The sequence below is a fragment of the Treponema putidum genome, assembly GCF_024401155.1.
In the GTDB taxonomy this organism is placed as follows: Bacteria; Spirochaetota; Spirochaetia; order Treponematales; family Treponemataceae; genus Treponema_B; species Treponema_B putidum.
In genome coordinates, this window is the sequence record NZ_CP038804.1 from 1,940,742 (window position 1) to 1,959,288 (window position 18,547).

At 39.9% G+C, this 18,547-nt stretch carries 30 protein-coding genes; 7 read left to right on the forward strand and 23 right to left on the reverse strand.

Annotated features, from left to right (window positions below; translation table 11 throughout):
- Positions 1-68 precede the first annotated feature (68 nt).
- Genes E4N74_RS08965 through lysS form a run of 3 tightly spaced genes read right to left on the reverse strand, consistent with a single transcriptional unit; the run spans position 69 to position 3,488 of the window.
- The gene (locus E4N74_RS08965; RefSeq protein ID WP_044977678.1) at positions 69-764 is read right to left on the reverse strand and encodes a YgjP family zinc-dependent metalloprotease; all 696 of its coding nucleotides are present in this window, start codon (positions 762-764) and stop codon (positions 69-71) included.
- 19 nt (positions 765-783) lie between these two features.
- Positions 784-1,854, reverse strand: a complete 1,071-nt coding sequence (locus tag E4N74_RS08970) for a DUF2804 domain-containing protein (RefSeq protein ID WP_338113394.1) — start codon at positions 1,852-1,854, stop codon at positions 784-786.
- A 47-nt stretch (positions 1,855-1,901) separates the two neighbouring features.
- Complete coding sequence (gene lysS, locus E4N74_RS08975; RefSeq protein ID WP_255817264.1) at positions 1,902-3,488, reverse strand: lysine--tRNA ligase; 1,587 nt, start codon at positions 3,486-3,488, stop codon at positions 1,902-1,904.
- Positions 3,489-3,611: 123 nt separating this feature from the next.
- Between lysS and E4N74_RS08980 the strand changes: the two genes are divergently transcribed.
- From E4N74_RS08980 to E4N74_RS08995, 4 genes are read left to right on the forward strand one after another with little or no spacing between them, the layout of a single operon-like run.
- Positions 3,612-4,541, forward strand: a complete 930-nt coding sequence (locus E4N74_RS08980; protein ID WP_044979676.1) for an Hsp33 family molecular chaperone HslO — start codon at positions 3,612-3,614, stop codon at positions 4,539-4,541.
- On the forward strand, positions 4,531-5,154 hold the full coding sequence (locus E4N74_RS08985; RefSeq protein WP_255817265.1) for a precorrin-8X methylmutase: 624 nt from the start codon (positions 4,531-4,533) through the stop codon (positions 5,152-5,154). The genes E4N74_RS08980 and E4N74_RS08985 overlap by 11 nt, the downstream gene beginning before the upstream one ends.
- A gap of 24 nt (positions 5,155-5,178) precedes the next feature.
- The gene (locus E4N74_RS08990) at positions 5,179-5,805 is read left to right on the forward strand and encodes a methyltransferase domain-containing protein (protein ID WP_255817266.1); all 627 of its coding nucleotides are present in this window, start codon (positions 5,179-5,181) and stop codon (positions 5,803-5,805) included.
- Between the two features lie 2 nt (positions 5,806-5,807).
- A complete protein-coding gene (locus tag E4N74_RS08995; RefSeq protein WP_044977681.1) occupies positions 5,808-6,242 on the forward strand; it encodes a GNAT family N-acetyltransferase in 435 nt (144 codons plus the stop codon).
- Positions 6,243-6,256: 14 nt separating this feature from the next.
- On the opposite strand, the gene E4N74_RS09000 is transcribed toward E4N74_RS08995, so the two are convergent.
- Complete coding sequence (locus tag E4N74_RS09000) at positions 6,257-7,036, reverse strand: glycerophosphodiester phosphodiesterase (protein ID WP_255817267.1); 780 nt, start codon at positions 7,034-7,036, stop codon at positions 6,257-6,259.
- A 101-nt stretch (positions 7,037-7,137) separates the two neighbouring features.
- Here E4N74_RS09000 and E4N74_RS09005 point away from each other — a divergent pair, with 101 nt between their 5' ends.
- A complete protein-coding gene (locus E4N74_RS09005; protein ID WP_255805026.1) occupies positions 7,138-8,463 on the forward strand; it encodes an MFS transporter in 1,326 nt (441 codons plus the stop codon).
- A 36-nt stretch (positions 8,464-8,499) separates the two neighbouring features.
- On the opposite strand, the gene E4N74_RS09010 is transcribed toward E4N74_RS09005, so the two are convergent.
- Both E4N74_RS09010 and E4N74_RS09015 read right to left on the reverse strand, forming a co-directional pair.
- Positions 8,500-8,784: an acylphosphatase gene (locus E4N74_RS09010; RefSeq protein ID WP_044977684.1), complete on the reverse strand. Its 285-nt coding sequence runs from the start codon at positions 8,782-8,784 to the stop codon at positions 8,500-8,502.
- Entirely contained in the window at positions 8,777-9,586 is an 810-nt protein-coding gene (locus E4N74_RS09015) for a PHP domain-containing protein (RefSeq protein ID WP_255805027.1), read from the reverse strand. The genes E4N74_RS09010 and E4N74_RS09015 overlap by 8 nt, the downstream gene beginning before the upstream one ends.
- A gap of 132 nt (positions 9,587-9,718) precedes the next feature.
- Here E4N74_RS09015 and E4N74_RS09020 point away from each other — a divergent pair, with 132 nt between their 5' ends.
- Both E4N74_RS09020 and E4N74_RS09025 read left to right on the forward strand, forming a co-directional pair.
- On the forward strand, positions 9,719-10,105 hold the full coding sequence (locus tag E4N74_RS09020; RefSeq protein ID WP_255817268.1) for a YbgA family protein: 387 nt from the start codon (positions 9,719-9,721) through the stop codon (positions 10,103-10,105).
- Between the two features lies 1 nt (position 10,106).
- Positions 10,107-10,469 carry a TIGR02328 family protein gene (locus E4N74_RS09025; RefSeq protein WP_255817269.1) on the forward strand — a complete coding sequence of 121 codons (363 nt, stop codon included), beginning with the start codon at positions 10,107-10,109 and terminating at the stop codon, positions 10,467-10,469.
- Positions 10,470-10,516: 47 nt separating this feature from the next.
- Here E4N74_RS09025 and E4N74_RS09030 read toward each other — a convergent pair whose 3' ends face one another.
- The 17 genes from E4N74_RS09030 to rplN are packed head-to-tail and all read right to left on the reverse strand — an operon-like array spanning position 10,517 to position 18,533.
- Positions 10,517-10,732 carry a hypothetical protein gene (locus tag E4N74_RS09030; RefSeq protein WP_044977688.1) on the reverse strand — a complete coding sequence of 72 codons (216 nt, stop codon included), beginning with the start codon at positions 10,730-10,732 and terminating at the stop codon, positions 10,517-10,519.
- Complete coding sequence (rplQ, locus tag E4N74_RS09035; RefSeq protein WP_044977689.1) at positions 10,716-11,255, reverse strand: 50S ribosomal protein L17; 540 nt, start codon at positions 11,253-11,255, stop codon at positions 10,716-10,718. Before rplQ ends, E4N74_RS09030 begins: the two co-directional genes overlap by 17 nt.
- The gene (locus E4N74_RS09040; RefSeq protein ID WP_044977690.1) at positions 11,245-12,300 is read right to left on the reverse strand and encodes a DNA-directed RNA polymerase subunit alpha; all 1,056 of its coding nucleotides are present in this window, start codon (positions 12,298-12,300) and stop codon (positions 11,245-11,247) included. The genes rplQ and E4N74_RS09040 overlap by 11 nt, the downstream gene beginning before the upstream one ends.
- Before the next feature lie 10 nt (positions 12,301-12,310).
- Complete coding sequence (gene rpsK / locus E4N74_RS09045; RefSeq protein ID WP_044977691.1) at positions 12,311-12,691, reverse strand: 30S ribosomal protein S11; 381 nt, start codon at positions 12,689-12,691, stop codon at positions 12,311-12,313.
- Positions 12,692-12,714: 23 nt separating this feature from the next.
- On the reverse strand, positions 12,715-13,080 hold the full coding sequence (gene rpsM / locus E4N74_RS09050) for a 30S ribosomal protein S13 (RefSeq protein ID WP_044977692.1): 366 nt from the start codon (positions 13,078-13,080) through the stop codon (positions 12,715-12,717).
- 16 nt (positions 13,081-13,096) lie between these two features.
- The gene (gene rpmJ, locus E4N74_RS09055; RefSeq protein WP_002672206.1) at positions 13,097-13,210 is read right to left on the reverse strand and encodes a 50S ribosomal protein L36; all 114 of its coding nucleotides are present in this window, start codon (positions 13,208-13,210) and stop codon (positions 13,097-13,099) included.
- A gap of 47 nt (positions 13,211-13,257) precedes the next feature.
- Complete coding sequence (gene secY, locus E4N74_RS09060) at positions 13,258-14,574, reverse strand: preprotein translocase subunit SecY (RefSeq protein ID WP_044977693.1); 1,317 nt, start codon at positions 14,572-14,574, stop codon at positions 13,258-13,260.
- 12 nt (positions 14,575-14,586) lie between these two features.
- Positions 14,587-15,039, reverse strand: coding sequence for a 50S ribosomal protein L15 (gene rplO, locus E4N74_RS09065; RefSeq protein WP_044977694.1), 453 nt, complete (start codon positions 15,037-15,039; stop codon positions 14,587-14,589).
- On the reverse strand, positions 15,039-15,224 hold the full coding sequence (rpmD, locus tag E4N74_RS09070; protein ID WP_044977695.1) for a 50S ribosomal protein L30: 186 nt from the start codon (positions 15,222-15,224) through the stop codon (positions 15,039-15,041). The genes rplO and rpmD overlap by 1 nt, the downstream gene beginning before the upstream one ends.
- 5 nt (positions 15,225-15,229) lie before the next feature.
- Entirely contained in the window at positions 15,230-15,751 is a 522-nt protein-coding gene (gene rpsE, locus E4N74_RS09075; protein WP_044977696.1) for a 30S ribosomal protein S5, read from the reverse strand.
- 8 nt (positions 15,752-15,759) lie between these two features.
- Positions 15,760-16,122, reverse strand: coding sequence for a 50S ribosomal protein L18 (rplR, locus tag E4N74_RS09080; protein ID WP_044977697.1), 363 nt, complete (start codon positions 16,120-16,122; stop codon positions 15,760-15,762).
- Positions 16,123-16,132: 10 nt separating this feature from the next.
- The gene (gene rplF, locus E4N74_RS09085) at positions 16,133-16,672 is read right to left on the reverse strand and encodes a 50S ribosomal protein L6 (RefSeq protein WP_044977698.1); all 540 of its coding nucleotides are present in this window, start codon (positions 16,670-16,672) and stop codon (positions 16,133-16,135) included.
- A 10-nt stretch (positions 16,673-16,682) separates the two neighbouring features.
- Positions 16,683-17,081, reverse strand: coding sequence for a 30S ribosomal protein S8 (gene rpsH, locus E4N74_RS09090; protein ID WP_044977699.1), 399 nt, complete (start codon positions 17,079-17,081; stop codon positions 16,683-16,685).
- An 11-nt stretch (positions 17,082-17,092) separates the two neighbouring features.
- On the reverse strand, positions 17,093-17,278 hold the full coding sequence (locus E4N74_RS09095; RefSeq protein WP_002670020.1) for a type Z 30S ribosomal protein S14: 186 nt from the start codon (positions 17,276-17,278) through the stop codon (positions 17,093-17,095).
- Between the two features lie 11 nt (positions 17,279-17,289).
- On the reverse strand, positions 17,290-17,841 hold the full coding sequence (rplE, locus tag E4N74_RS09100; protein ID WP_044977700.1) for a 50S ribosomal protein L5: 552 nt from the start codon (positions 17,839-17,841) through the stop codon (positions 17,290-17,292).
- On the reverse strand, positions 17,841-18,155 hold the full coding sequence (rplX, locus tag E4N74_RS09105) for a 50S ribosomal protein L24 (protein WP_044977701.1): 315 nt from the start codon (positions 18,153-18,155) through the stop codon (positions 17,841-17,843). The genes rplE and rplX overlap by 1 nt, the downstream gene beginning before the upstream one ends.
- Before the next feature lie 9 nt (positions 18,156-18,164).
- Positions 18,165-18,533 (reverse strand): 50S ribosomal protein L14, encoded by a 369-nt coding sequence (gene rplN / locus E4N74_RS09110; RefSeq protein WP_044977702.1) that lies wholly within the window; start codon positions 18,531-18,533, stop codon positions 18,165-18,167.
- Positions 18,534-18,547 lie beyond the last annotated feature (14 nt).

Sequence of the window (18,547 nt, forward strand, 5' to 3'; positions counted from 1 at the left end):
AAGCCGTCTATATTAAGCGGCTTAAAACTCCGATTCTAACGCAGGCGTATCAGACTAAACCTTACACCCTAATAATCGTCAGAATTCAAGAGCTTAACTCTTTCTTTCCAATCGGGGAGGTATTTGGTCATATATCGCTTAAAACGGTCGTTGTGGAGCCTTTCCTTAAAATGAACAAGTTCGTGCACCAGCACCATTTCGGCACATTCGCAAGGAAGAGCTGCTAGTTTTGTGTTTAAGGTAACTATTCCCGTATAAGAATTGCAGGAACCCCATTTGCTTTTCATATCTCGGTATTTTATTTCAGAGGCGGATTCTTTTATCTTAGCTTCCCAAAAGGGCAAGATTTCTTCAACATAAAGCTCCAATTCTTTTTTATAAAGGCGGTTCAAAATTGAATGCCGCTTTTTAGGATCGGCTCCGGAAGGTTCTTTTAAATAGATAAAGTCATCATCGGCTGCAACGCTTGCATTTTTTTTAGCCCGTAGTATTTTAATTTTATATTCTGTACCCCATAAACTTACCGTTGATCCGTCCCTTAGAGAAGTTTTTAAATTCTTTTTAGCAATTTTTTCTTCAATACGGGTTTGATGTTTTTTTATCCACGCAATGTTTTCTTTTACAAAGTCCAAAGCCTTGATTTGAGAATAATTTTTTGGAACATGGATGCAGGGAACGGCCGTCTTAGGCGATATTGTAAGCCTCAGCTTCCGGCCCTTAGATTCTGTCCATTCAATTTCCGTTTCTTCTATTTTAATAAGCATTTTCCCAATCCTTAGAACATCAAATTCTGAGATTATATTTCTTTGTTATGCCAGGGAAGTTTTTTAGTCTTAACTCTTCTCCGTCAGCAGTCAGCAGGGTACCTTCAAAATGGCCGTAAACCGTATTGTATTCCGTCCTAAAAAGACCGGCATTTACCCTTTTGTAATTTTTTGAAATAGGATAGAACACAAGGTCTACCATACTTTCGGTGTCCTGTATTATCCATTTTCCCATTATACCGAAGGGGCGGGTTATTTTAACCGGAGGAAGAGGCGTACGCTTTCCGTCATATAGCATTATATTATCATTGTGTTTATTACTGTCCGGAGCAATAGAACTTGCAAGATAAAAGACCAACGGCTTGTCATCCAGTTTACCGAGTCCGTTTACGAGAGTGCGTTTTGAGCTAAAGCCTGTGTAAGACTTTCTAACATCAAAGACACCAACGGATGTTTCTTTTTTTAGCTGAATATCTTCGTTATAACCCAAACTTACCCAGCCCTTTACCGTTCCTGTCTGCATGTACATGGCCATACACCGCCGGCTTACGTAGTTGGGAATTACGCACGAAAAGTCCAAAGCTTCTTTATCCCGAATATCAAGATCCAGACGTCCCTCGCATGAAGGGCGGGAGTCATGGGCTGAAAAGTCAAAGTCGGCATGCAGCTTCCCGTGGGAAAGACGCGAAAAAACACGGGCATATCTATATGATTTACGGCAAGCCGTAACGCTATATTTTATGTGCATCGGAATATGAATAAAGCCGCCCGGCAAGTACTGCCGATAGGCATATTTTTGCTGAGTTTTACGAACCCAAAAAGTAGTTTCCATAAAGGAGAAAATATAGCACGAAAAAAAGATTATTTCTCCTATTACTTCGTCATCGCAAAATAGGAACCTCATTGTTCCCGAAATACGTCCGTTGGTAATTATTCTAGGAATGGGCAGATTACCGAAAACCCGATAAAGCCCTTTTATATCAAATTTTTTAAAGCAGCCTGAAAAAGTACCGAAATTCGGTTTTCCGTTTTGTACAGGTCTATCGGGAGCAGGCTCTATCTTGCGTGTGTACAAGTCATCATTAACCATGGGCATAATGTTAGCACAATTTTTAAAAAAATAAAAGCCTTTTTACCTTAATAATTTTTCAAAATACTTGCGAGTTTTTCTTTGCCGATGGTTTTCATAAAGCCTGCTAGACGAGGACCCTGATCCTTTGAAACAAGGGCTTGATAGACGGCAACAAACATTTGCTTGGGTTCTAAGCCGCATTCCTTTGCCGCATCGTAGAGGGCTGTCGAAAAAGTTTTTTCATCCATCTCGTCCATTTTGGGTAAAAGGGAATCCCTTATCGTTTTAATAGCCTTTGTTTCTGCCTCGGAAAGTTCAGCCTTTGAGCCGTCAGCTCTTAAAGCAAACTTAAACTCTTCGGGAGCTCCCCCGTCCGTAATCCAGTTCCAAGCACATTGGGCACGGGTTCTCAGCCTATCGGCTTGAGCGGGTTTTACATTGGGGAGAGCGCTTATAACCGCCTCAATATCCCCCGAATTTATCTGTAAAAGATTGCATAAATGCCTAAAAGGAATTTGATAGGAAATACACTCAGGCATTCCCTCTATTTGTGAAAGCTCATAGATTCTATATTCTTTTTCGAACACCTCATCGTTTTTTGCCTTTTCAACCTTCCATGCAATGCGCTCGGTTTTATCATAGTCCTCGTAAATTTTAATTACATCAAGGTCAAAACTGATAACGAATTCGGTGTTTGGCCTTGTCCCCGCAAAAAGATAGCGGGCAACTTCGGGCTGGTAAACTTCAAGTACTTCGGCAAGGCTTACAACCTTTCCCTTAGAAGAAGCCATCTTTCCGGGCACACCCTTTAAACCGATAAAATCATATCGGAAACTTACGGGAGCAGGCCAATTATAAATGCGGTCGGAAACCAAGCTTGCCGTATCGAAGGAACCTCCTTGTGAATGATGATCCTTTCCGGCCGGCTCAAAAACGGTTTTTTCAAAAGCCCAGCGCATGGGCCAGTCAACCCTCCAGCCCAGCTTTACAGATTTTGCCTTACGCAGATCCACAGCTTCACAATGTCCGCATTCGCAAGAATATTTAAGCGTCCAATCATTGTCCCATGATTCTATCTTTGTTGTGTCCTTATTACAGGCTGTACAAAAAACAGAAACGGGCCAGTATTCTTCGGTAATTTTATGTGTCTCATCTCGGTAAGTATTTAAAATATCTTTAAGCTCTTCCCTGTTATCCAAGGCTTTTTTCATTCCTTCGGCATACAGTCCCTTTTGATAGCGTTCGGCCTGATAAAGATATTCGGGGTGAATGCCGACTCGGGGCAAAACGGCTTCTACATCATGCTCGTGGTGGCGGGCATAGTTTTCATCCCTCTCAAAAGTATCGGGAACCATCGTAATCGGATAGCGGAGATATTTTTCCAAAACTTCGGGCTTGGGCATATTTGCAGGAACTTTTCGGAATACATCATAGTCATCCCAAGAATAGATAAAGCGTACATTTTTTCCGCGGGAGCGAAGGGCACGCACAACCAAATCGACGGAAATAATTTCGCGGAAATTTCCTACATGCACGGTTCCCGAAGGAGTTATACCTGAAGCACAGGTATAAACATCGAGGTCACCCCTCTCTCTTATTATTTTTTCGGCAGTCTGATCCGCCCAATGTAACAGTTTCTTTTCATTTGACATAATTTCTTCCTTAAAACGCTTAGATTCGCTTAGATTATAAAAAAATAAACAGGATATTTTATCCAAAAAAAGAGATGCTGTCAATCCTTGTATAAAGATGCAATCTTTGCTATAATCAGCCCTATGATAGATAAACCGATAACCGATCCCGTCTTAATCGAAAAATTTAAAACCATGCACCAAGACGGAATGACAATCTTTATGCTAGGCGATGGCCAAATACGCGGAGCTTTTTTTCATGGAACCCGCTTTGTAAATAAAATGAGGGTGCAGCATAATTTAGGTATTTTAGAAAGCCTTGCCCTCGGCCATGCCGCCCTTTGCGGAGCGCTCTTAATTCCAACAATGAAGGGAAGAGACAGAATAATATTCAGATGTGATACCCAAGGCCCCCTTGTAGGTTTTAGTATCGAGGCCTTTAGCGAAGGCTTTGTAAGGGGCTATCTATTGGAAGACCCCATAAGACCGGACATTCCTTTAGAAACATGGGATCTAAAGCCCCTTTTCGGGGAAGGGAAAATTTCGGTTATCCGCTTCCCTGAAGGAGCAAGGGAACCTCTAACCGGAATCGTCGAAATAAAGCACAAAAACATCGCCCTTGATCTATCGGAATATTTTTTACAATCCGAGCAGACGGTAACGGGTTTTAATACAGGCATCCAATTTGACAAAGAAGGAAGAATCATCGGAGCAGGCGGTATGTACATTCAGGTCATGCCGGGTGCCGAAGAATCCTTGATAGAAAAAGCAGAAAGAGCCTTTGCAGCTTGCCCCTCGATAGGCCGATGGTTTGCGGAAGGGGGAAACAGGGAGGATGTTATCTTCGGCCTTTTCCGTGACTGTAATCCTCAAGTTCTAATCGAAAGAAATATAGACTTTTATTGCCCCTGCTCAAAAGATAAATTCCGCGATAAACTTTTTACCTTACCTGAAAAGGAAATAAAGGATATGTATGAAAACGGCCCTGAACAAATAGAGCTTTATTGCCATAACTGCGGTTCAGTCTATAAATACCCCAAAAGCATCTTAAAGGAAAAAATAAATGTACATTAAAAAACCGATGGAAATAGAAAATAAGAGTATGGACATAATCGAAGAAAGTATGGCCGATGTTTCTTTTACGGAAGAAGAAAAAATTATAGCCAAAAGAATGATTCACACTACGGGAGATGTCGAATACCGGAAGATAATTATCTTTCAAAATAATTTTATAGGAACGGCTAAAAGGGCTCTTCAAAAGGGCATAACTATTTTTACCGATACCAAAATGGTGATGACCGGCATTAACAAGCCTGCCCTATCAAAAACCCAAAATAAACTTTTATGCCTGATTGATGATGAGAGAGTTTTTAAGATGTCCAAGGAAAACGGAATTACGCGCTCTTCGGCTGCTGTCGACCTTGCAGTCCAAGATGGAGCTAAAGCCTTTGTCATAGGAAATGCCCCTACCGCTCTTTTCAGGCTTTTAGAGCTCTGCAAAGAAAAAAAACTTTCTCCTGAATTTATAATAGGAGTTCCCGTGGGCTTTGTAGGTGCAGCCGAATCAAAGGAAGCCCTTCGTTCAAGTTCTTTTCCCCAAATCTCTACCGTAGGCACTAAGGGCGGAAGCAATGTCGCCGCCTCCGTTATAAACGCTCTTCTTTATATGATGGTGGAAAGGAAATAAGATTCAATCTTAAAGAGAAACAAGATGTTGGACAGTAAAGGCTTTGACCTATGGTCAGATAATTACGACACACAAGTCGAAATATCAGATGAAGAAAATGTTTATCCCTTTGCCGGCTATAAAAAAGTTCTAAGTACGGTATACGAAAAGGTTCGCAAGCAAAATCCTAAAAATATTTTGGACATAGGATTCGGCACAGCCATTTTAACAAAAAAACTTTATGACGACGGCTATAATATTTACGGAATAGATTTTTCAAATGAGATGATCAAAAAAGCAAAACAGAAAATGCCCAATGCCGAACTTTTGCAATTTGATTTTACCGGCGGCCTTCCGAAGGAATTTGAGCAAAAACAATTCGATGTTATACTCAGCACCTATGCAATTCATCACATAGATGACGATGCAAAAAAATCCTATATTCTTAAGTTGTTAAAATCCTTAAAACCTAATGGTATTCTTATCTTCGGAGATGTTGCATTTAAAACAGAAGAAGATATGGAAGCTGCGAGAAAAAAAGACTATGGCGAATGGGATGATGAAGAATATTATTTAATTGCCGCAAGATTTAATTTATGGTTTCCTAATCTAAAAACGGATTTTATAAAAATATCTTATTGTTCCGGAGTGTTTACAATTTATAAGGAATAGAAATGCAGGACTGGATTAAATATCGAATACCAAAGAAACTTTTGGATAACAAAAATAAAAACATTAAAATCGAAGAATTTAATGAATCTAAACACAAAGATATTATTCCTCAAATATATGCCGATGCCTTTTGCGATAAGGCATGGGAAAGTGATTGGTATAAAATAGATCTTTTTAATCCCGCCTCTTGTTTTATTGCAAAATATAATGAAGAATATGCAGGTTTTATTATTTCTTTTATAAAAGAAAATTCGGCTTACATCAGTGTTATTGCGGTTCTAAAAAAATATCAAAAATGCGGAATCGGAATATCTCTTATAAATAGAGTTATAAACTATTTTAAAAATCAAGATTTGGAAATTTATCTTGATGTCGAATCAAAAAATAAAACGGCAATAAATTGGTACAACAAGCGCGGATTTATTCAAATTATTTAGTAAAAATGCGAATCTTAATCTTCTTTTAAGTCCTGAGGGCGATTGGATATAATCCCCGTTACCCCTTTTTTGATAAGGTCCTCGGCTTTTTCTTTATCATCAATCGTCCAGCACCAAGATTCTTTATTTTTCTTTTTCGTAAAGCATTTATAAGAAGGCTTTAAAATATCCGGCCTACAAAATAGAAGGCCCCTGCCCTTTTTTAAAAAAAAGAGATTATCGGGATGATTATCATAGATTAAGGCTGTAGGAATATCGGAACATATCTTCGAAAAATATCTTATAGCAAAGGGATTAAAAGAAGAAACCAAAAACCTGTGAGGATTTTCAGGCAGAACTTTTAAAATATCCTGTAAAACCTGATAAGTTTTTTCTACAACTCCCTTATATTTTAAGTTATCTATTTTTATTTCTATATCGACATAGATATCGTAGCCTAGAAGTTTTAGGACATCATAAAGTAAAGGAAGTTTTTCGCCTTCATATTCTTTTGAAAACCAAATACCGAAGTCATATTTTTGTAATTCTTCCCAAGATAAGTCTTCAACTTTTAGATCAGGAGCTTCAATAACCTTTCCGGTTTCATAAATTCTTCCTGTACGCTTAATTGAGGAATCATGAATAACCGCAAGTTCTCCGGTCTTGGTTAAATGCACATCCAGCTCCACTCCGGGAATTCCCAGTTCTACAGCTTTCTTAAATGAAGCAATTGTATTTTCAGGAGCTAAACTTGAAACTCCTCTATGACCAAAAAGAAGAGGTCTTTTTGCGTTAGGCAAAATTTCTTTACGCATGTTCCGTTTCCTCATAAATTAAATAATCTTTATTTTTACTATAGCTATTATAGCAAATATAGTTTATACTGTTAAGGTATTAAATAAATATTGGAGAAGCTATGAAACAAAAAGAAGGATTTAGAAAATACCTTCCGATAACTTTTTTAATCGGAGCAGGATTTTTTACGATGGGACTAATGGATCCATTGTATGACAGTTATGTAACGATTTTTTTAAGCCGTTATATTCCCTTTAAATGGCTTGTCGGAATATTGATGTCTCTCGATAATATTCTGGCAATATTACTAATACCCATCGTTTCGGCATGGTCGGACCGAACACGCACAAAAATAGGAAGACGAATGCCTTGGATCATAATTCTGCTTCCATTGTCTGCAATTACTTTTAGCTTTATTCCATATGCAGCAAAAAATTCTTTGGCGGCATTAATAATTGTTCTTGCCATGCTGAATTTATTTAAGCAATCGGTGCGGGGGCCGGTAATCGCTTTAATGCCGGACATTGTTCCCGCCGAGTTCCGCTCTCAAGGGAACGGAGTTATAAACACTATGGGAAATATTGCAGCAATAGTGGGAACCTTATTTTTAGCCCGTCTAATGGATGTAGATACTGTCCTTCCCATTATAGGGCATACAAAGGATGTTCTTTCATTTCCGGCAGCGGGTCTTTTGGTTATCCTTGCAACCCTAATGCTATTTTTCTTTGTAAAAGAAAAAAATGCTCCACCGCCCGATTCTTCTGAAAATGAAGAAGAAAAAGTGCCGTTTATACAGGCAATGAAAACCGTATTGGCAGGCAGAAAAATCGAAGACGAGGAAAAACCCGATAAGAGTGCCCTATTTGTTCTTGTTTCGCTTTTCTTATGGTTCCTAGGCTATCAAGGAATGTTACCTTATATCGCCGAGTACAGTATAAAACATTTCGGCGTATCGACAGGTCAGGGAGCCTTTGCAGCAGGAATGGTAGGTATAGCCTCAGCCTTATCAGCCATTCCGATGGGTTATGCAGCAAGCAAGTGGGGACGGAAAAGAATGATAAGAATCGCTTTAATTGTTGTAGCTGCCCTATGTTTAGCTCAATTTTTCTTAACTGAAATTGCGGGTGTCCTAGGTCTTGCCGGAGGACAAATCAAATACCTATTTTGGGGCTTAATGTTTGTGTTCGGTATTTTTTGGATTTGCATAATTGCAAACTCCTTCCCAATGCTTTGGCAGATGGCAGGCTTTTCACACATAGGCCTTTACACAGGTTTATATTATACCTTTTCTCAAGGAGCGGCAATACTAGCCCCCTTCCTTGCAGGTCTTATAATCGACTTTGCAGGGCACAGGGCTGTCTTTGTGTATTGTACATGTTTTTTCCTCCTCGCATGGCTTATGATGGGAAAGGTTACCCGCGGAGAAAAACACGATAAGGCAGAATAGATTTTTTAAGATGCTTTATAGACCGGTTTTTATTTACTACACTTCAATCCGGAAATCTGCATAACCTCTAACCCGCACTTCTTCCGAATTAAGACTTTCAACACGGGCATAAGGATGCTCGTGTTTGAGAGCATAAACGAATTCTCCTAGAGTTTCAGTATCGGCTTCGGCAAGGATTTCGACCGAGTAGTCAGGAAGGTTTCGAACCCTGCCCTTTACGTTGAGGCTCTTTGCAAGAGAACGGGTCCAATATCGAAAACCGACACCTTGAACCCTTCCCTTAACTATAATATGAAAGGCTCTTAAAGTCCCCTTATCCATTGATACTCCGGAAGCCTAGGGCTTCGGCAGTATCTTGAACCTTAATCCCCATACTTTCCGCAAAGGCCATTGCATTCCTGCATCCCAAAATAGTATGCTCAGGAAAATGAGCATCAGAATTACAGATAATCCTTGCCCCCATACCTGAAGCAAGTTCCCAAAATTGCCGAACAGGATAAATAAATTCATCGCGTCCGGCTCGTACAATTTTCCTTTTAAAGGTGCCGTAACCGTTTATTTCTATCGGCATATCAAGATCAATGGCTGACTGAATTAAAGCCTTTGAACAAGCCAGATGGTCAGAATCTATATTTGAAATATCAGCTAAAAAAAGATCAGGATGGGCTAAAAAATTATAAAGACCTGATGTCATTCCTTCAATCGTAAAATCAATATAACCGAAAAGTTCTTTTTTTGTAAGATTAGGAGCATATTCCAAGCGGCCGTCTACATCATACCAGTGAGAACCCAAAACCAAAAAATCCGACTTCAGTTCCTCCCTCAAAAAATCCTTATACCAGCTCTTATATCGCGGATGCCACTCGCACTCAAAACCGAAATATACGGGAAAAGGAGCATCAATGACAGCTTCCTCTACCATGCTCTTATAGAGATTTACCTCATATTCTCCCATACGGCAATAATCCCACGAAGAATCGGGATAGGGACAATGGTCCGAAAAACCTAGAGCCGAACAGCCGCCCTTAATTGCTTCTTTTACATAATCGATCGGCTTCCCTTCAGCATGTTTACACAAATAAGTATGGGTGTGAAAATTGCTTATCAAATTATTTTTTTTCATCAGCCTTAATTTTATTTATTATAGAAGCCTTTGTCAATCGGAGAAACTATATACAAAAATATGGAATTTTGTGAAAAAATGCTTGAAAAAAAATGAATCCCATGCTATAGTCAAGATTTAAAGATAAAATTAATGAATGATAATAAAAAAATCAGCCAAAAGCTCTGGGCGCAAAACAAGTATTTGGTTTTAAGCAAGTCTCAAAAAATTTATAAGGATATAAGAGAGCTTTTAAAAAAAGAAGACATAGTCCCTGATGAAGTGCAGCTCCTAATTGATCAAGCCATTAAACTTGAAGAAAACCCAAAAGAAGTAATCAATTCCCTTCAGCACATATGGGGCTATTTTAAAAATTGCGCAGAAAAAAACGCAAAAGAAAAATTTTTAAATATGATTGAGCTATATAAATATGGAAAAATAAATAAAAAAGAAATTTTAATCTATCTTTTAACCTTGCTAAAAAAATATCCTAATAAGTATTTAGAAAATTCAAATATTTTTAAGGAAGAGGAAAATTAACATGCGACTATGGCATCAAAACCTGATAAACAGATTACCCGCACAGCAGCTATTAGGGCAGCACAGAGAATGCTGTGCATTGCGAGGAAATGGCTGGGGCAAAAAGCATTCTGTTGTGGACTATGTATTTTTATACTCACCCTACAAACTTTTTCAATATCACGAACCGGTAATGGAAGAGATGAACAAACGAGGGTATAAGGTTTCGGAAGAATGGTTAGATAAAAACTATCGAGGCAAAAAATGTCCTCCATACGGCGACCTAAAGAAAAGCAAAAAGACAAGTCCTATTTACAAGGAGCATGATGAAAAATATATGCAGGAATGTATTACTAATCTCCGTGAAAAAAATATAGAGATATAAAAAACGCCCGCATCCAAGGCGGGCGTTGTACAAAAAGGCCTAAACTTTTATTCGGCCGATGCTTCAGCCGGTTTTTCTGCAGCTGATTCGGCAGCCTTTTTATTCTTAATGTTTGCTCTGCATATTTTGCAAATCTTTAACTTTGCACCGTTAATCTCTTGTTCGTATAAAACTTTGATTCCGGTTTTATTGCATACGGGGCATACCCCGCGTCCGCGATTCTGCTCTGCGCGGATTCCCTTACCTCTATGAGCCTTTGACACGGTTATACCTCCGATTTGATGAACTATCTACTACCTGATCGGTATTCTTTTTGTGTTCGGATTCACCCTTTGACGATTTAAATCCCGTTTCTTTTTTGGAAGTCTTATTGTCATCGGATTTTTTCGAATTATCTTTTTTCTTTGTATCCTTTTCCTTCTTTTCAAAGTCATAGTCTACAAGCTCCAAGATAGCAACATCAGCCGCATCCCCCTGACGGAAACCGATTTTTAAAATACGGGTATAACCGCCGTTTCTGTCCTTCATTCTAGGACCGATATCGCTGAATAATTTTTTTACAATATCATCATCCCAGATATACTTTGCGGCATGACGCCTGTTGTTGAACGTATCAACCTTTGAGCGGGTAATCAATTTTTCCGCAGTTCGGCGTACTTCCATCGCTTTTTGTTTTGTTGTCGTAATCCGCTCGTACTTAAATAGCGATGTAACCATATTTCGGTGCAAAGCACGGCGATGTGCAGTTGTACGCGAAAGCGGATTAAAGCCGTTCTTATGCTTCATCTGTTTCTTCCTTCTGTCTTGATACTTTTATCGTATTTTTTAGATGACTGTAATCAGTCATACCCAAGCGCAAATTGTATTCCGCCAGCTTAGCATGAATTTCATTTAAAGTCATTCTGCCGACATTGCGCATACTTTCGATCTCATCTTCAGTCTTTTGAGCCAGTTCGCCTAGAGTTTTAATACCGGCCGAATCCAAACAATTCTTAGCCCTGACGGAAAAATCGAGAGTATTTATTGAAGTAGCCAAGAGCTGTTTTATTGCCGCTTCTTCATCAATATCATCATCTTCACCAAGATAATCGCCCTCATTAAAATTAATAAAGATGGAAAAATGATCTTTTGCAATTTTTGCAGCTTCACCTAAAACATCTTCAGGCCGAACTGTGCTATCAGTCCAAATCTCGAGAATTAGCTTATCGTAATCGTTTCTTTGCCCTACCCTGCAAGGTTCAATAGCATAGCTTACCTTTAAAACAGGACCGTAGATTGCATCCATAGGAATAGTTCCGACGATTTCAATGTATTTTTCATTAACTTCTGCCGGTACATAGCCTCGGCCGAAATCTACCTGAACATCAAACGAAACATTAGCGCCCTTCATGAGTTCCATAACATGAAAAGGCTCACCTAGAATTTCAAGCTGCCCTTCAACGGCAAAATCCTTGCTGGTTATCGACGCCGGCCCCTTAAATTCAAAATGAAAGTCACCTTGTTCCGACTCATCCGATAAACGGAGACGGATCTGCTTTAGTTTATTTAAAATTTCCAGCGTATCTTCTGAAACGTTAGGAATATTTTCAAACTCACTTGAAATTGTATGAGGCACACCGTCAGCATCGTGCGATGTTATAAGCACTGCCGATATAGCATAACCTTGAATTGAAGACAATAAGATTCTCCTCAAACAGTTTCCGATTGTTGTTCCAAAACCTGTCTCAAAAGGGGAGGCCGTAAACTTACCATAGCTTTCGGTTGATTCTTGCTGAGCGAATTCCAAACCTTTCGGCTTTTTAAATCCTTTTAAAAGATTTTTTCGGGCCATTCAAGTCTCCTTATATTCGGCGCGTCTTTTTAGGACGGCAGCCGTTGTGCGGAATAGGAGTTACGTCGCTGATCGAGCGAACCTTTAATCCCATTGTTCCAAGCGTTCTAATAGCCGATTCACGGCCGACGCCGGGACCTTTTACAAAAACATGTACTTCATGCAAGCCGTAGGGCTGACATTTTTGAACTGCTGCTTCTGCAACGGTTTGAGCCGCAAAGGGTGTCGATTTTTTAGCACCGGCAAAGCCTAAACCGCCTGAAGATGCCCATGAAATAACATTTCCCTTTAAGTCGGTTATCGTAATAATTGTGTTATTAAAGGTTGCTTGAATATAAACATTGCCTTCATATATGCTTTTCTTTTCTTTTCTTTTCTTTACAGTAGCCATGTTTTAATTACCTCCAACCACGATTATTTTTTCTTGCCGGCAACGGTCTTTTTCTTACCCTTGCGTGTTCTGGCATTAGTCCTAGTTCTCTGACCGCGTACCGGCAGACCCTTTCTATGTCTTTGACCGCGGTAACAGCCGATATCCTGAAGACGCTTGATATTCAAAGCCACTTCGGTTCGAAGGCGGCCTTCTACCTTGTACTCTCTGTCAATTACTTCACGAATTGCAGATAACTCGGCTTCATCCAAATCATTCATTTTTTTCATCGGATCAACCTTTGTAGCTTCACAAATTTTGTTTGCCGATGAAGTCGAAATTCCATAAATGTATGTTAATGAAACATTAACATGTTTGTTAGGGAGGTCAACTCCCGCAATACGAGCCATTATTCATTGTCCTCCATTAACCTTGTCTCTGTTTATGCTTAGGGTTTGTACAGATAATCCGTACAATTCCGTTACGCTTAATAACCTTGCATTTATCACAAATAGGTTTTACACTTGTTCTAACCTTCATATCCACTCCTTCAAAGAATGTATTCTATATCATTTTTTTAAAAAATTCTATAGGTTCCTTGATCTAATCTTGCCTTTTTTCAGCAAGCCGTCATGATGGTGCATTTTAAGCAAAGCTTCAACTTGGCTCATTGTATCCAAGTCAACACCAACCAAAATCAACAATGAAGTTCCACCCATTAACATCGAAATATTTCTGGGGAAATTAAATGCCCATTGAATTACAGTAGGAAGCACTGCAATTGCGGCCAAGTAAAGCGAACCGGGCAATATTAACCTGTTTAAAATCTTCTGTAAATACTCTTCTGTTTTGTCGGTTCTGATTCCCGGAATCGATCCGCCGTTTTCCCTTATTTGTTTTGCTATTTCCGTTGGGTTAAGTGCAACCTGTGTATAAAAGTAAGCAAAGAAAACAATCAAAACAACATATAGAATGTTATACCCCCAGCCGTCTGCACGCAAAAATCTTGCAACAGCAGCCAACCAAGAAACATTCGATCCCCACATCTGCGAAAGCATAAGGGGAAAGGTTAAAAACGACGAAGCAAAAATGATGGGAATAACACCCGAGGGGTTAATCTTAAACGGAATATAAGTATTCTGTCCGCCATACATTTTTCGGCCGATAACGCGCTTTGCATAATGAACCGGTATTTTACGCTGTCCTTGTTGTTCGTAAACAACCAAGGCTATAATTCCGACAAACATCACAAAAGCAATAATTACGAAAACAAGGTTCAAACCGTCATTATTTACACGCTTGATCAATTCCCAAACAGCCTGAGGAAGGCGGGCAACAATACCTGCAAAAATCAACATTGAAATACCGTTTCCGATACCTCTTGCAGTAATCTGTTCACCCATCCAAACGGTAATCATAGTACCCGTCGTTACCGTAACCATTGTAATAAACAAGTGTAAAATCGGACTTGAAATTACAACAGCACCGGGAATAGCCCTGGCCCATGTACCTACAGCGGAAGATTGAAGAAGAGCGACAAAAACGGTAATAATTCTTGTCCAAACTTGAATCTTTTTACGTCCTCCGTCTTCTTCCGCTATTTTCTTAAGGCGCGGGAAAATAATCATGGCAAGCTGCATCAATATCTGAGTCGAAATATAGGGCATTACACCTAGCATAAATACCGAAAAGTTTGAAAATGCACCTCCGACAAAAAAGTCCATGTGATCTGCAAAAGCATTTCCCTGACCTTGCCGAAAATACATCGTAAGGGCACTAGGGTCGATACCGGGGATGGTGAGTACCGAACCTAAGCGGAAAACTGCTAAAACTATGATCGTAAAGAAAATACGGCTTCGTAACTCCTTTACTTTGAACATATTTGCAACTACATTATTAGCCATTATTTACCGCCTTTATGTTTCAGACTGAACTATTGTTCCGCCTGCCTTTTCTATTTTTTCCTTAGCCGATGCCGAAATTCTATCGACCTCAACCGTCAATTTTTTTGTTATATCTCCTGTTCCCAAAATTTTAACATAAAGAGAACCTTTTCGGAGAAGACCTTTTTGCATTAAGGATTCTTTGTTTACGGTCTCGCCGTCGCTGTACTTTGTTTCAAGCATAGCAAGGTTTACAACATAAACTTCCTTTTTAAAAGGATAGTTTGAAAATCCTTTTTTTGCAACACGGCGGTACAAGGGCATCTGTCCGCCTTCAAAGCCGGCATAAACCTTACCGCCTGAACGAGCTTGCTGCCCCTTGTGGCCTTTTCCGGAAGTTTTTCCCCAACCGGAAGAGGAACCGCGTCCTACAATCTTCTTTTTATGAGTTGCTCCTTGAGGAACAGTTAAATTAAATTCGGACATTAGTTTAACTCCTTAACTTCAACTACATGAGCAATAGATTTTACCATGCCTAAAATAGCAGGATTTCCCTCATGCTCAACCACCGAGTTGACCTTTTTTAATCCCAAAGAGCGTACGGTTGAGCGGACATGGTGTCTCTGCCCTATTGTGCTTTTTATCAATTTAATACTAATTCTCTTTGCCATTTATCTTACCCCCATACATCCAAAAGGGTTTTACCGCGGCTTTTAGCAATTTTTTTGCCGTCCATCAAGAGACCTGCGGCATCAAAGGTTGCCTTAACTACGTTTACTGCGGAACTTGATCCCAAAGACTTTGAAAGCAAATCTGTTGCGCCGGCAGCTTCCATAATGGCACGGATTGTACCGCCCGCGATAATTCCGGTACCGGAACAAGCCGGACGCAAAAGAACGGATGAACCTTTGAACTTGCCTTGAACTTCATGAGGAATCGTACCGTTTTTAAGCGGAAAGGTTACCATATTGGCTTTTGCCTTTTCGATACTCTTTCTGATTGCATCGCTTACATCATTTGCCTTACCGAAACCGTATCCTACCCGTCCTTTTTGATCACCGACAACAGTCAAGGCAGAAAAGGAGAACCTGCGTCCGCCCTTTACAACCTTTGCCGTTCGGTTCAATTTAACAAGTTTTTCAACGTATTCTTTTTCAGTATGCTGGTTATCCCGCTTTGATTCTTTTTGATGACTCATAACCTCTCCTAAAACTTAATTCCTGTTTTTCTTGCACCGTCGGCAACGGCCTTTACAACACCGTGGTAAAGATATCCGTTCCTGTCAAAAACAACAGTGTCAATATTTTTTTCCTTGAGGCGCTTGCCGATTTCTTCACCGACCTTTGCCCCAGATTCAACATTAACCTTAAGCGATCGAAGAGCTTCTTCCATTGTAGAAACGGCAGCCAATGTCTTGCCCTCTGCATCATCAATAACCTGAACCGAAATACGTTTATTGCTTCGGAACACGGTCATACGAGGGCGTTCTGCAGTACCGAAAATAGACTTTCGAATGTGCATCTTTCGCTTAAATCTTTTTCTATCTTTATCATTACGTTTTTTGTCCATAATACTACCCTTACTTTACACCGGACTTACCGACTTTTCGTTTGATGATTTCGTTTTCATAACGAATTCCCTTGCCTTTATAGGGTTCAGGACCTCTCAGTTTTCTTACCTGAGAAGCAAATTGTCCGACCGCTTCTTTGGAAGCTCCTGAAATTATAACTTTCAGCTGGTCAACCTTTACTTCAATTCCTTCAGGAATAAGAACGGAAAAGTCGTTTGAATAACCCAGTGCCATTACAAGGAGCTTACCTTGAACTTCAGCTCTGTAACCTACACCATTGATTACCAAGGTCTTTGTAAAGCCTGTGCTTACGCCTTTTACCATGTTGTTAAGAAGGCTTCGGTATAAACCGTGATAAGCCCTTGTCTGAAGCTCATCGTCTTTTCTTGTTACAAGAACATGATCGCTTTCAACCTTAAAATCAACAGCCTCAGTATGATAGCTTTGTGAAAGTTTCCCCTTGGGGCCTTCAACGGTAAAGGTACCGTTTGCAACATTCACTTTTACACCTGCAGGAATAGCAACAGGCATTTTTCCAACTCTTGACATATTGCTCCTCCTACCAAACCTTGCAAATGAGCTCACCGCCTACTTGGCTTTCGCCGGCAGCTTTTCCGGTTATGATACCTTTTGAAGTCGATACAATAAGGGTACCGTAACCGTTAAAAACTCTCGGTAAGCTCTTATAACCTAAATATACACGGCGGCCGGGTGTGGAAACTTTTTCGATTCCGTGGATAACCGAAGATTCTTTATCATCGTATTTTAAAAATACTCGGATGTTGTTAGCCCCTTCTTGGGTCATTTTTTTAAAGTTTTTAATATACCCTTCCGATTTAAGAATACTGATAATTTCCCACTTCATTTTTGAAGAAGGAACATCGACCGATTCGTGACCGGCGGAAGCAGCATTTCTAATTTTAGTGAGCATGTCTGCTATTGGATCTGAAACACTCATTATCGTTCCTCCTACCAACTTGACTTTGTAACGCCGGGGATTTGCCCTTCGCTTGCCAATTTTCTAAAACAAACACGGCACATCTTGAATTTTCGCAGATAACCTCTGGGGCGTCCGCAAACCTTACATCTATTATACTGCCGTGTCGGATACTTCGCTTTTCTGTTAGCTTGATTAATTTTTGCAACTGTAGCCATGAAATCCTCTCTTACTTCCTAAAGGGCATACCAAACTTTGCAAGAAGCGATCTTGCCTCTTGATCAGTCTCGGCAGAAGTTACCACGCTTACATTTAATCCCGAAATACGCTCAATTTTATCAAAGTCAATTTCGGGGAAGATGATTTGCTCGGTAATACCCACTGAATAGTTTCCGCGACCGTCAAAACCGTTCGGGTTAACTCCGCGGAAATCCTTAACACGCGGCAAAGCAACATTGATAAAGCGGTCTAAAAATTCATACATCCTAGCACCGCGCAAAGTTACCATTGCCCCAATCTCATTTCCCTCACGAAGTTTAAAGTTTGCTATACTCTTTCTTGCCTTTGTTTTCACAGCTTTTTGACCGGTGATTGTTTCAAGGTCAGTTACTGCAGCATCAAGTAGTTTCCTATTCGTGAGAGCTACACCAACACCCATGCTTACTACGACTTTTTTAAGCCGAGGAATTTGCATAACGGAACTGTAATTAAATTCCTTTTTAAGCTCGGGCATGATCTGTTCCGTATAGACTTTCTTAAGCCGAGGTACGTAATTACTCATTATAACGCTTCTCCACACTTACGGCAAATTCTTGTTCTTTTGCCGTCCTTTATTTCATATGCAACTCGGGTTTTGCCGCATTTTTTGCATATAATCATAACATTGGATGCAGATATCGGAGCTTCAATTTCTACAATTCCGCCCTGATCCTGCTGGCTTCTTTTGCGCATGGCTTTTTTTGTCATATTAAGACCGCCGACGATAACCTTATTATCTTCCTGCAAGACCTTTACGACTTCGCCCCGCTTGCCCCTTTCTTTGCCTGCAATAATTTCTACACTATCATTGCGGCGAATTTTCATCTTTCCTGCCATAAACTCTCCTTAAAGAACTTCCGGAGCAAGAGAAACTATTTTCATGTAATCATTATCACGAAGTTCTCTGGCTACAGGGCCGAAAATACGTTTTCCCTTGGGGTTTTTATTATCATCGATGATTACGCAAGCGTTATCATCAAAACGAATATAAGTTCCATCGGGACGGCGGTATTCTTTTGAAACACGCACAATAACGGCTTTTTCTACCGTACCCTTTTTAATAACCGACGTAGGCAAGGCTTCTTTTACCGCCACAACGATTATATCCCCAATACCTGCATATCTGCGTTTTGATCCGCCGATAACCTTAATACATTCGACGAGTTTAGCGCCCGAGTTATCGGCAACGTTTAATCTTGTTTCAACCTGTATCATTTACCTTAACTCCT

Excerpts from the sequence above, each read along its gene's own strand:
- rpsE (WP_044977696.1), bottom strand. The coding sequence starts at position 15,751 with ATGAGTCATCAAAAAGAATCAAAGCGGGATAACCAGCATACTGAAAAA.
- E4N74_RS09000 (WP_255817267.1), bottom strand. The coding sequence starts at position 7,036 with ATGCGTAAAGAAATTTTGCCTAACGCAAAAAGACCTCTTCTTTTTGGT.
- rplN (WP_044977702.1), bottom strand. The coding sequence starts at position 18,533 with ATGATACAGGTTGAAACAAGATTAAACGTTGCCGATAACTCGGGCGCT.
- rpmJ (WP_002672206.1), bottom strand. The coding sequence starts at position 13,210 with ATGAAGGTTAGAACAAGTGTAAAACCTATTTGTGATAAATGCAAGGTT.
- rpsM (WP_044977692.1), bottom strand. The coding sequence starts at position 13,080 with ATGGCTCGTATTGCGGGAGTTGACCTCCCTAACAAACATGTTAATGTT.
- E4N74_RS08985 (WP_255817265.1), top strand. The coding sequence starts at position 4,531 with ATGTACATTAAAAAACCGATGGAAATAGAAAATAAGAGTATGGACATA.
- rplX (WP_044977701.1), bottom strand. The coding sequence starts at position 18,155 with ATGGCAGGAAAGATGAAAATTCGCCGCAATGATAGTGTAGAAATTATT.
- E4N74_RS09040 (WP_044977690.1), bottom strand. The coding sequence starts at position 12,300 with ATGGCCCGAAAAAATCTTTTAAAAGGATTTAAAAAGCCGAAAGGTTTG.
- E4N74_RS08980 (WP_044979676.1), top strand. The coding sequence starts at position 3,612 with ATGATAGATAAACCGATAACCGATCCCGTCTTAATCGAAAAATTTAAA.
- rplR (WP_044977697.1), bottom strand. The coding sequence starts at position 16,122 with ATGGACAAAAAACGTAATGATAAAGATAGAAAAAGATTTAAGCGAAAG.
- lysS (WP_255817264.1), bottom strand. The coding sequence starts at position 3,488 with ATGTCAAATGAAAAGAAACTGTTACATTGGGCGGATCAGACTGCCGAA.
- rplQ (WP_044977689.1), bottom strand. The coding sequence starts at position 11,255 with ATGAAGCATAAGAACGGCTTTAATCCGCTTTCGCGTACAACTGCACAT.
- E4N74_RS09015 (WP_255805027.1), bottom strand. The coding sequence starts at position 9,586 with ATGAAAAAAAATAATTTGATAAGCAATTTTCACACCCATACTTATTTG.
- E4N74_RS09010 (WP_044977684.1), bottom strand. The coding sequence starts at position 8,784 with ATGGATAAGGGGACTTTAAGAGCCTTTCATATTATAGTTAAGGGAAGG.
- E4N74_RS09005 (WP_255805026.1), top strand. The coding sequence starts at position 7,138 with ATGAAACAAAAAGAAGGATTTAGAAAATACCTTCCGATAACTTTTTTA.
- E4N74_RS09020 (WP_255817268.1), top strand. The coding sequence starts at position 9,719 with ATGAATGATAATAAAAAAATCAGCCAAAAGCTCTGGGCGCAAAACAAG.
- E4N74_RS08965 (WP_044977678.1), bottom strand. The coding sequence starts at position 764 with ATGCTTATTAAAATAGAAGAAACGGAAATTGAATGGACAGAATCTAAG.
- rplO (WP_044977694.1), bottom strand. The coding sequence starts at position 15,039 with ATGTCCGAATTTAATTTAACTGTTCCTCAAGGAGCAACTCATAAAAAG.
- rpsH (WP_044977699.1), bottom strand. The coding sequence starts at position 17,081 with ATGAGTGTTTCAGATCCAATAGCAGACATGCTCACTAAAATTAGAAAT.
- rpmD (WP_044977695.1), bottom strand. The coding sequence starts at position 15,224 with ATGGCAAAGAGAATTAGTATTAAATTGATAAAAAGCACAATAGGGCAG.
- secY (WP_044977693.1), bottom strand. The coding sequence starts at position 14,574 with ATGGCTAATAATGTAGTTGCAAATATGTTCAAAGTAAAGGAGTTACGA.
- rplE (WP_044977700.1), bottom strand. The coding sequence starts at position 17,841 with ATGAGTAATTACGTACCTCGGCTTAAGAAAGTCTATACGGAACAGATC.
- rpsK (WP_044977691.1), bottom strand. The coding sequence starts at position 12,691 with ATGGCTACTGTAAAGAAAAGAAAAGAAAAGAAAAGCATATATGAAGGC.
- rplF (WP_044977698.1), bottom strand. The coding sequence starts at position 16,672 with ATGTCAAGAGTTGGAAAAATGCCTGTTGCTATTCCTGCAGGTGTAAAA.
- E4N74_RS09095 (WP_002670020.1), bottom strand. The coding sequence starts at position 17,278 with ATGGCTACAGTTGCAAAAATTAATCAAGCTAACAGAAAAGCGAAGTAT.
- E4N74_RS08990 (WP_255817266.1), top strand. The coding sequence starts at position 5,179 with ATGTTGGACAGTAAAGGCTTTGACCTATGGTCAGATAATTACGACACA.
- E4N74_RS08970 (WP_338113394.1), bottom strand. The coding sequence starts at position 1,854 with ATGGTTAATGATGACTTGTACACACGCAAGATAGAGCCTGCTCCCGAT.
- E4N74_RS08995 (WP_044977681.1), top strand. The coding sequence starts at position 5,808 with ATGCAGGACTGGATTAAATATCGAATACCAAAGAAACTTTTGGATAAC.
- E4N74_RS09025 (WP_255817269.1), top strand. The coding sequence starts at position 10,107 with ATGCGACTATGGCATCAAAACCTGATAAACAGATTACCCGCACAGCAG.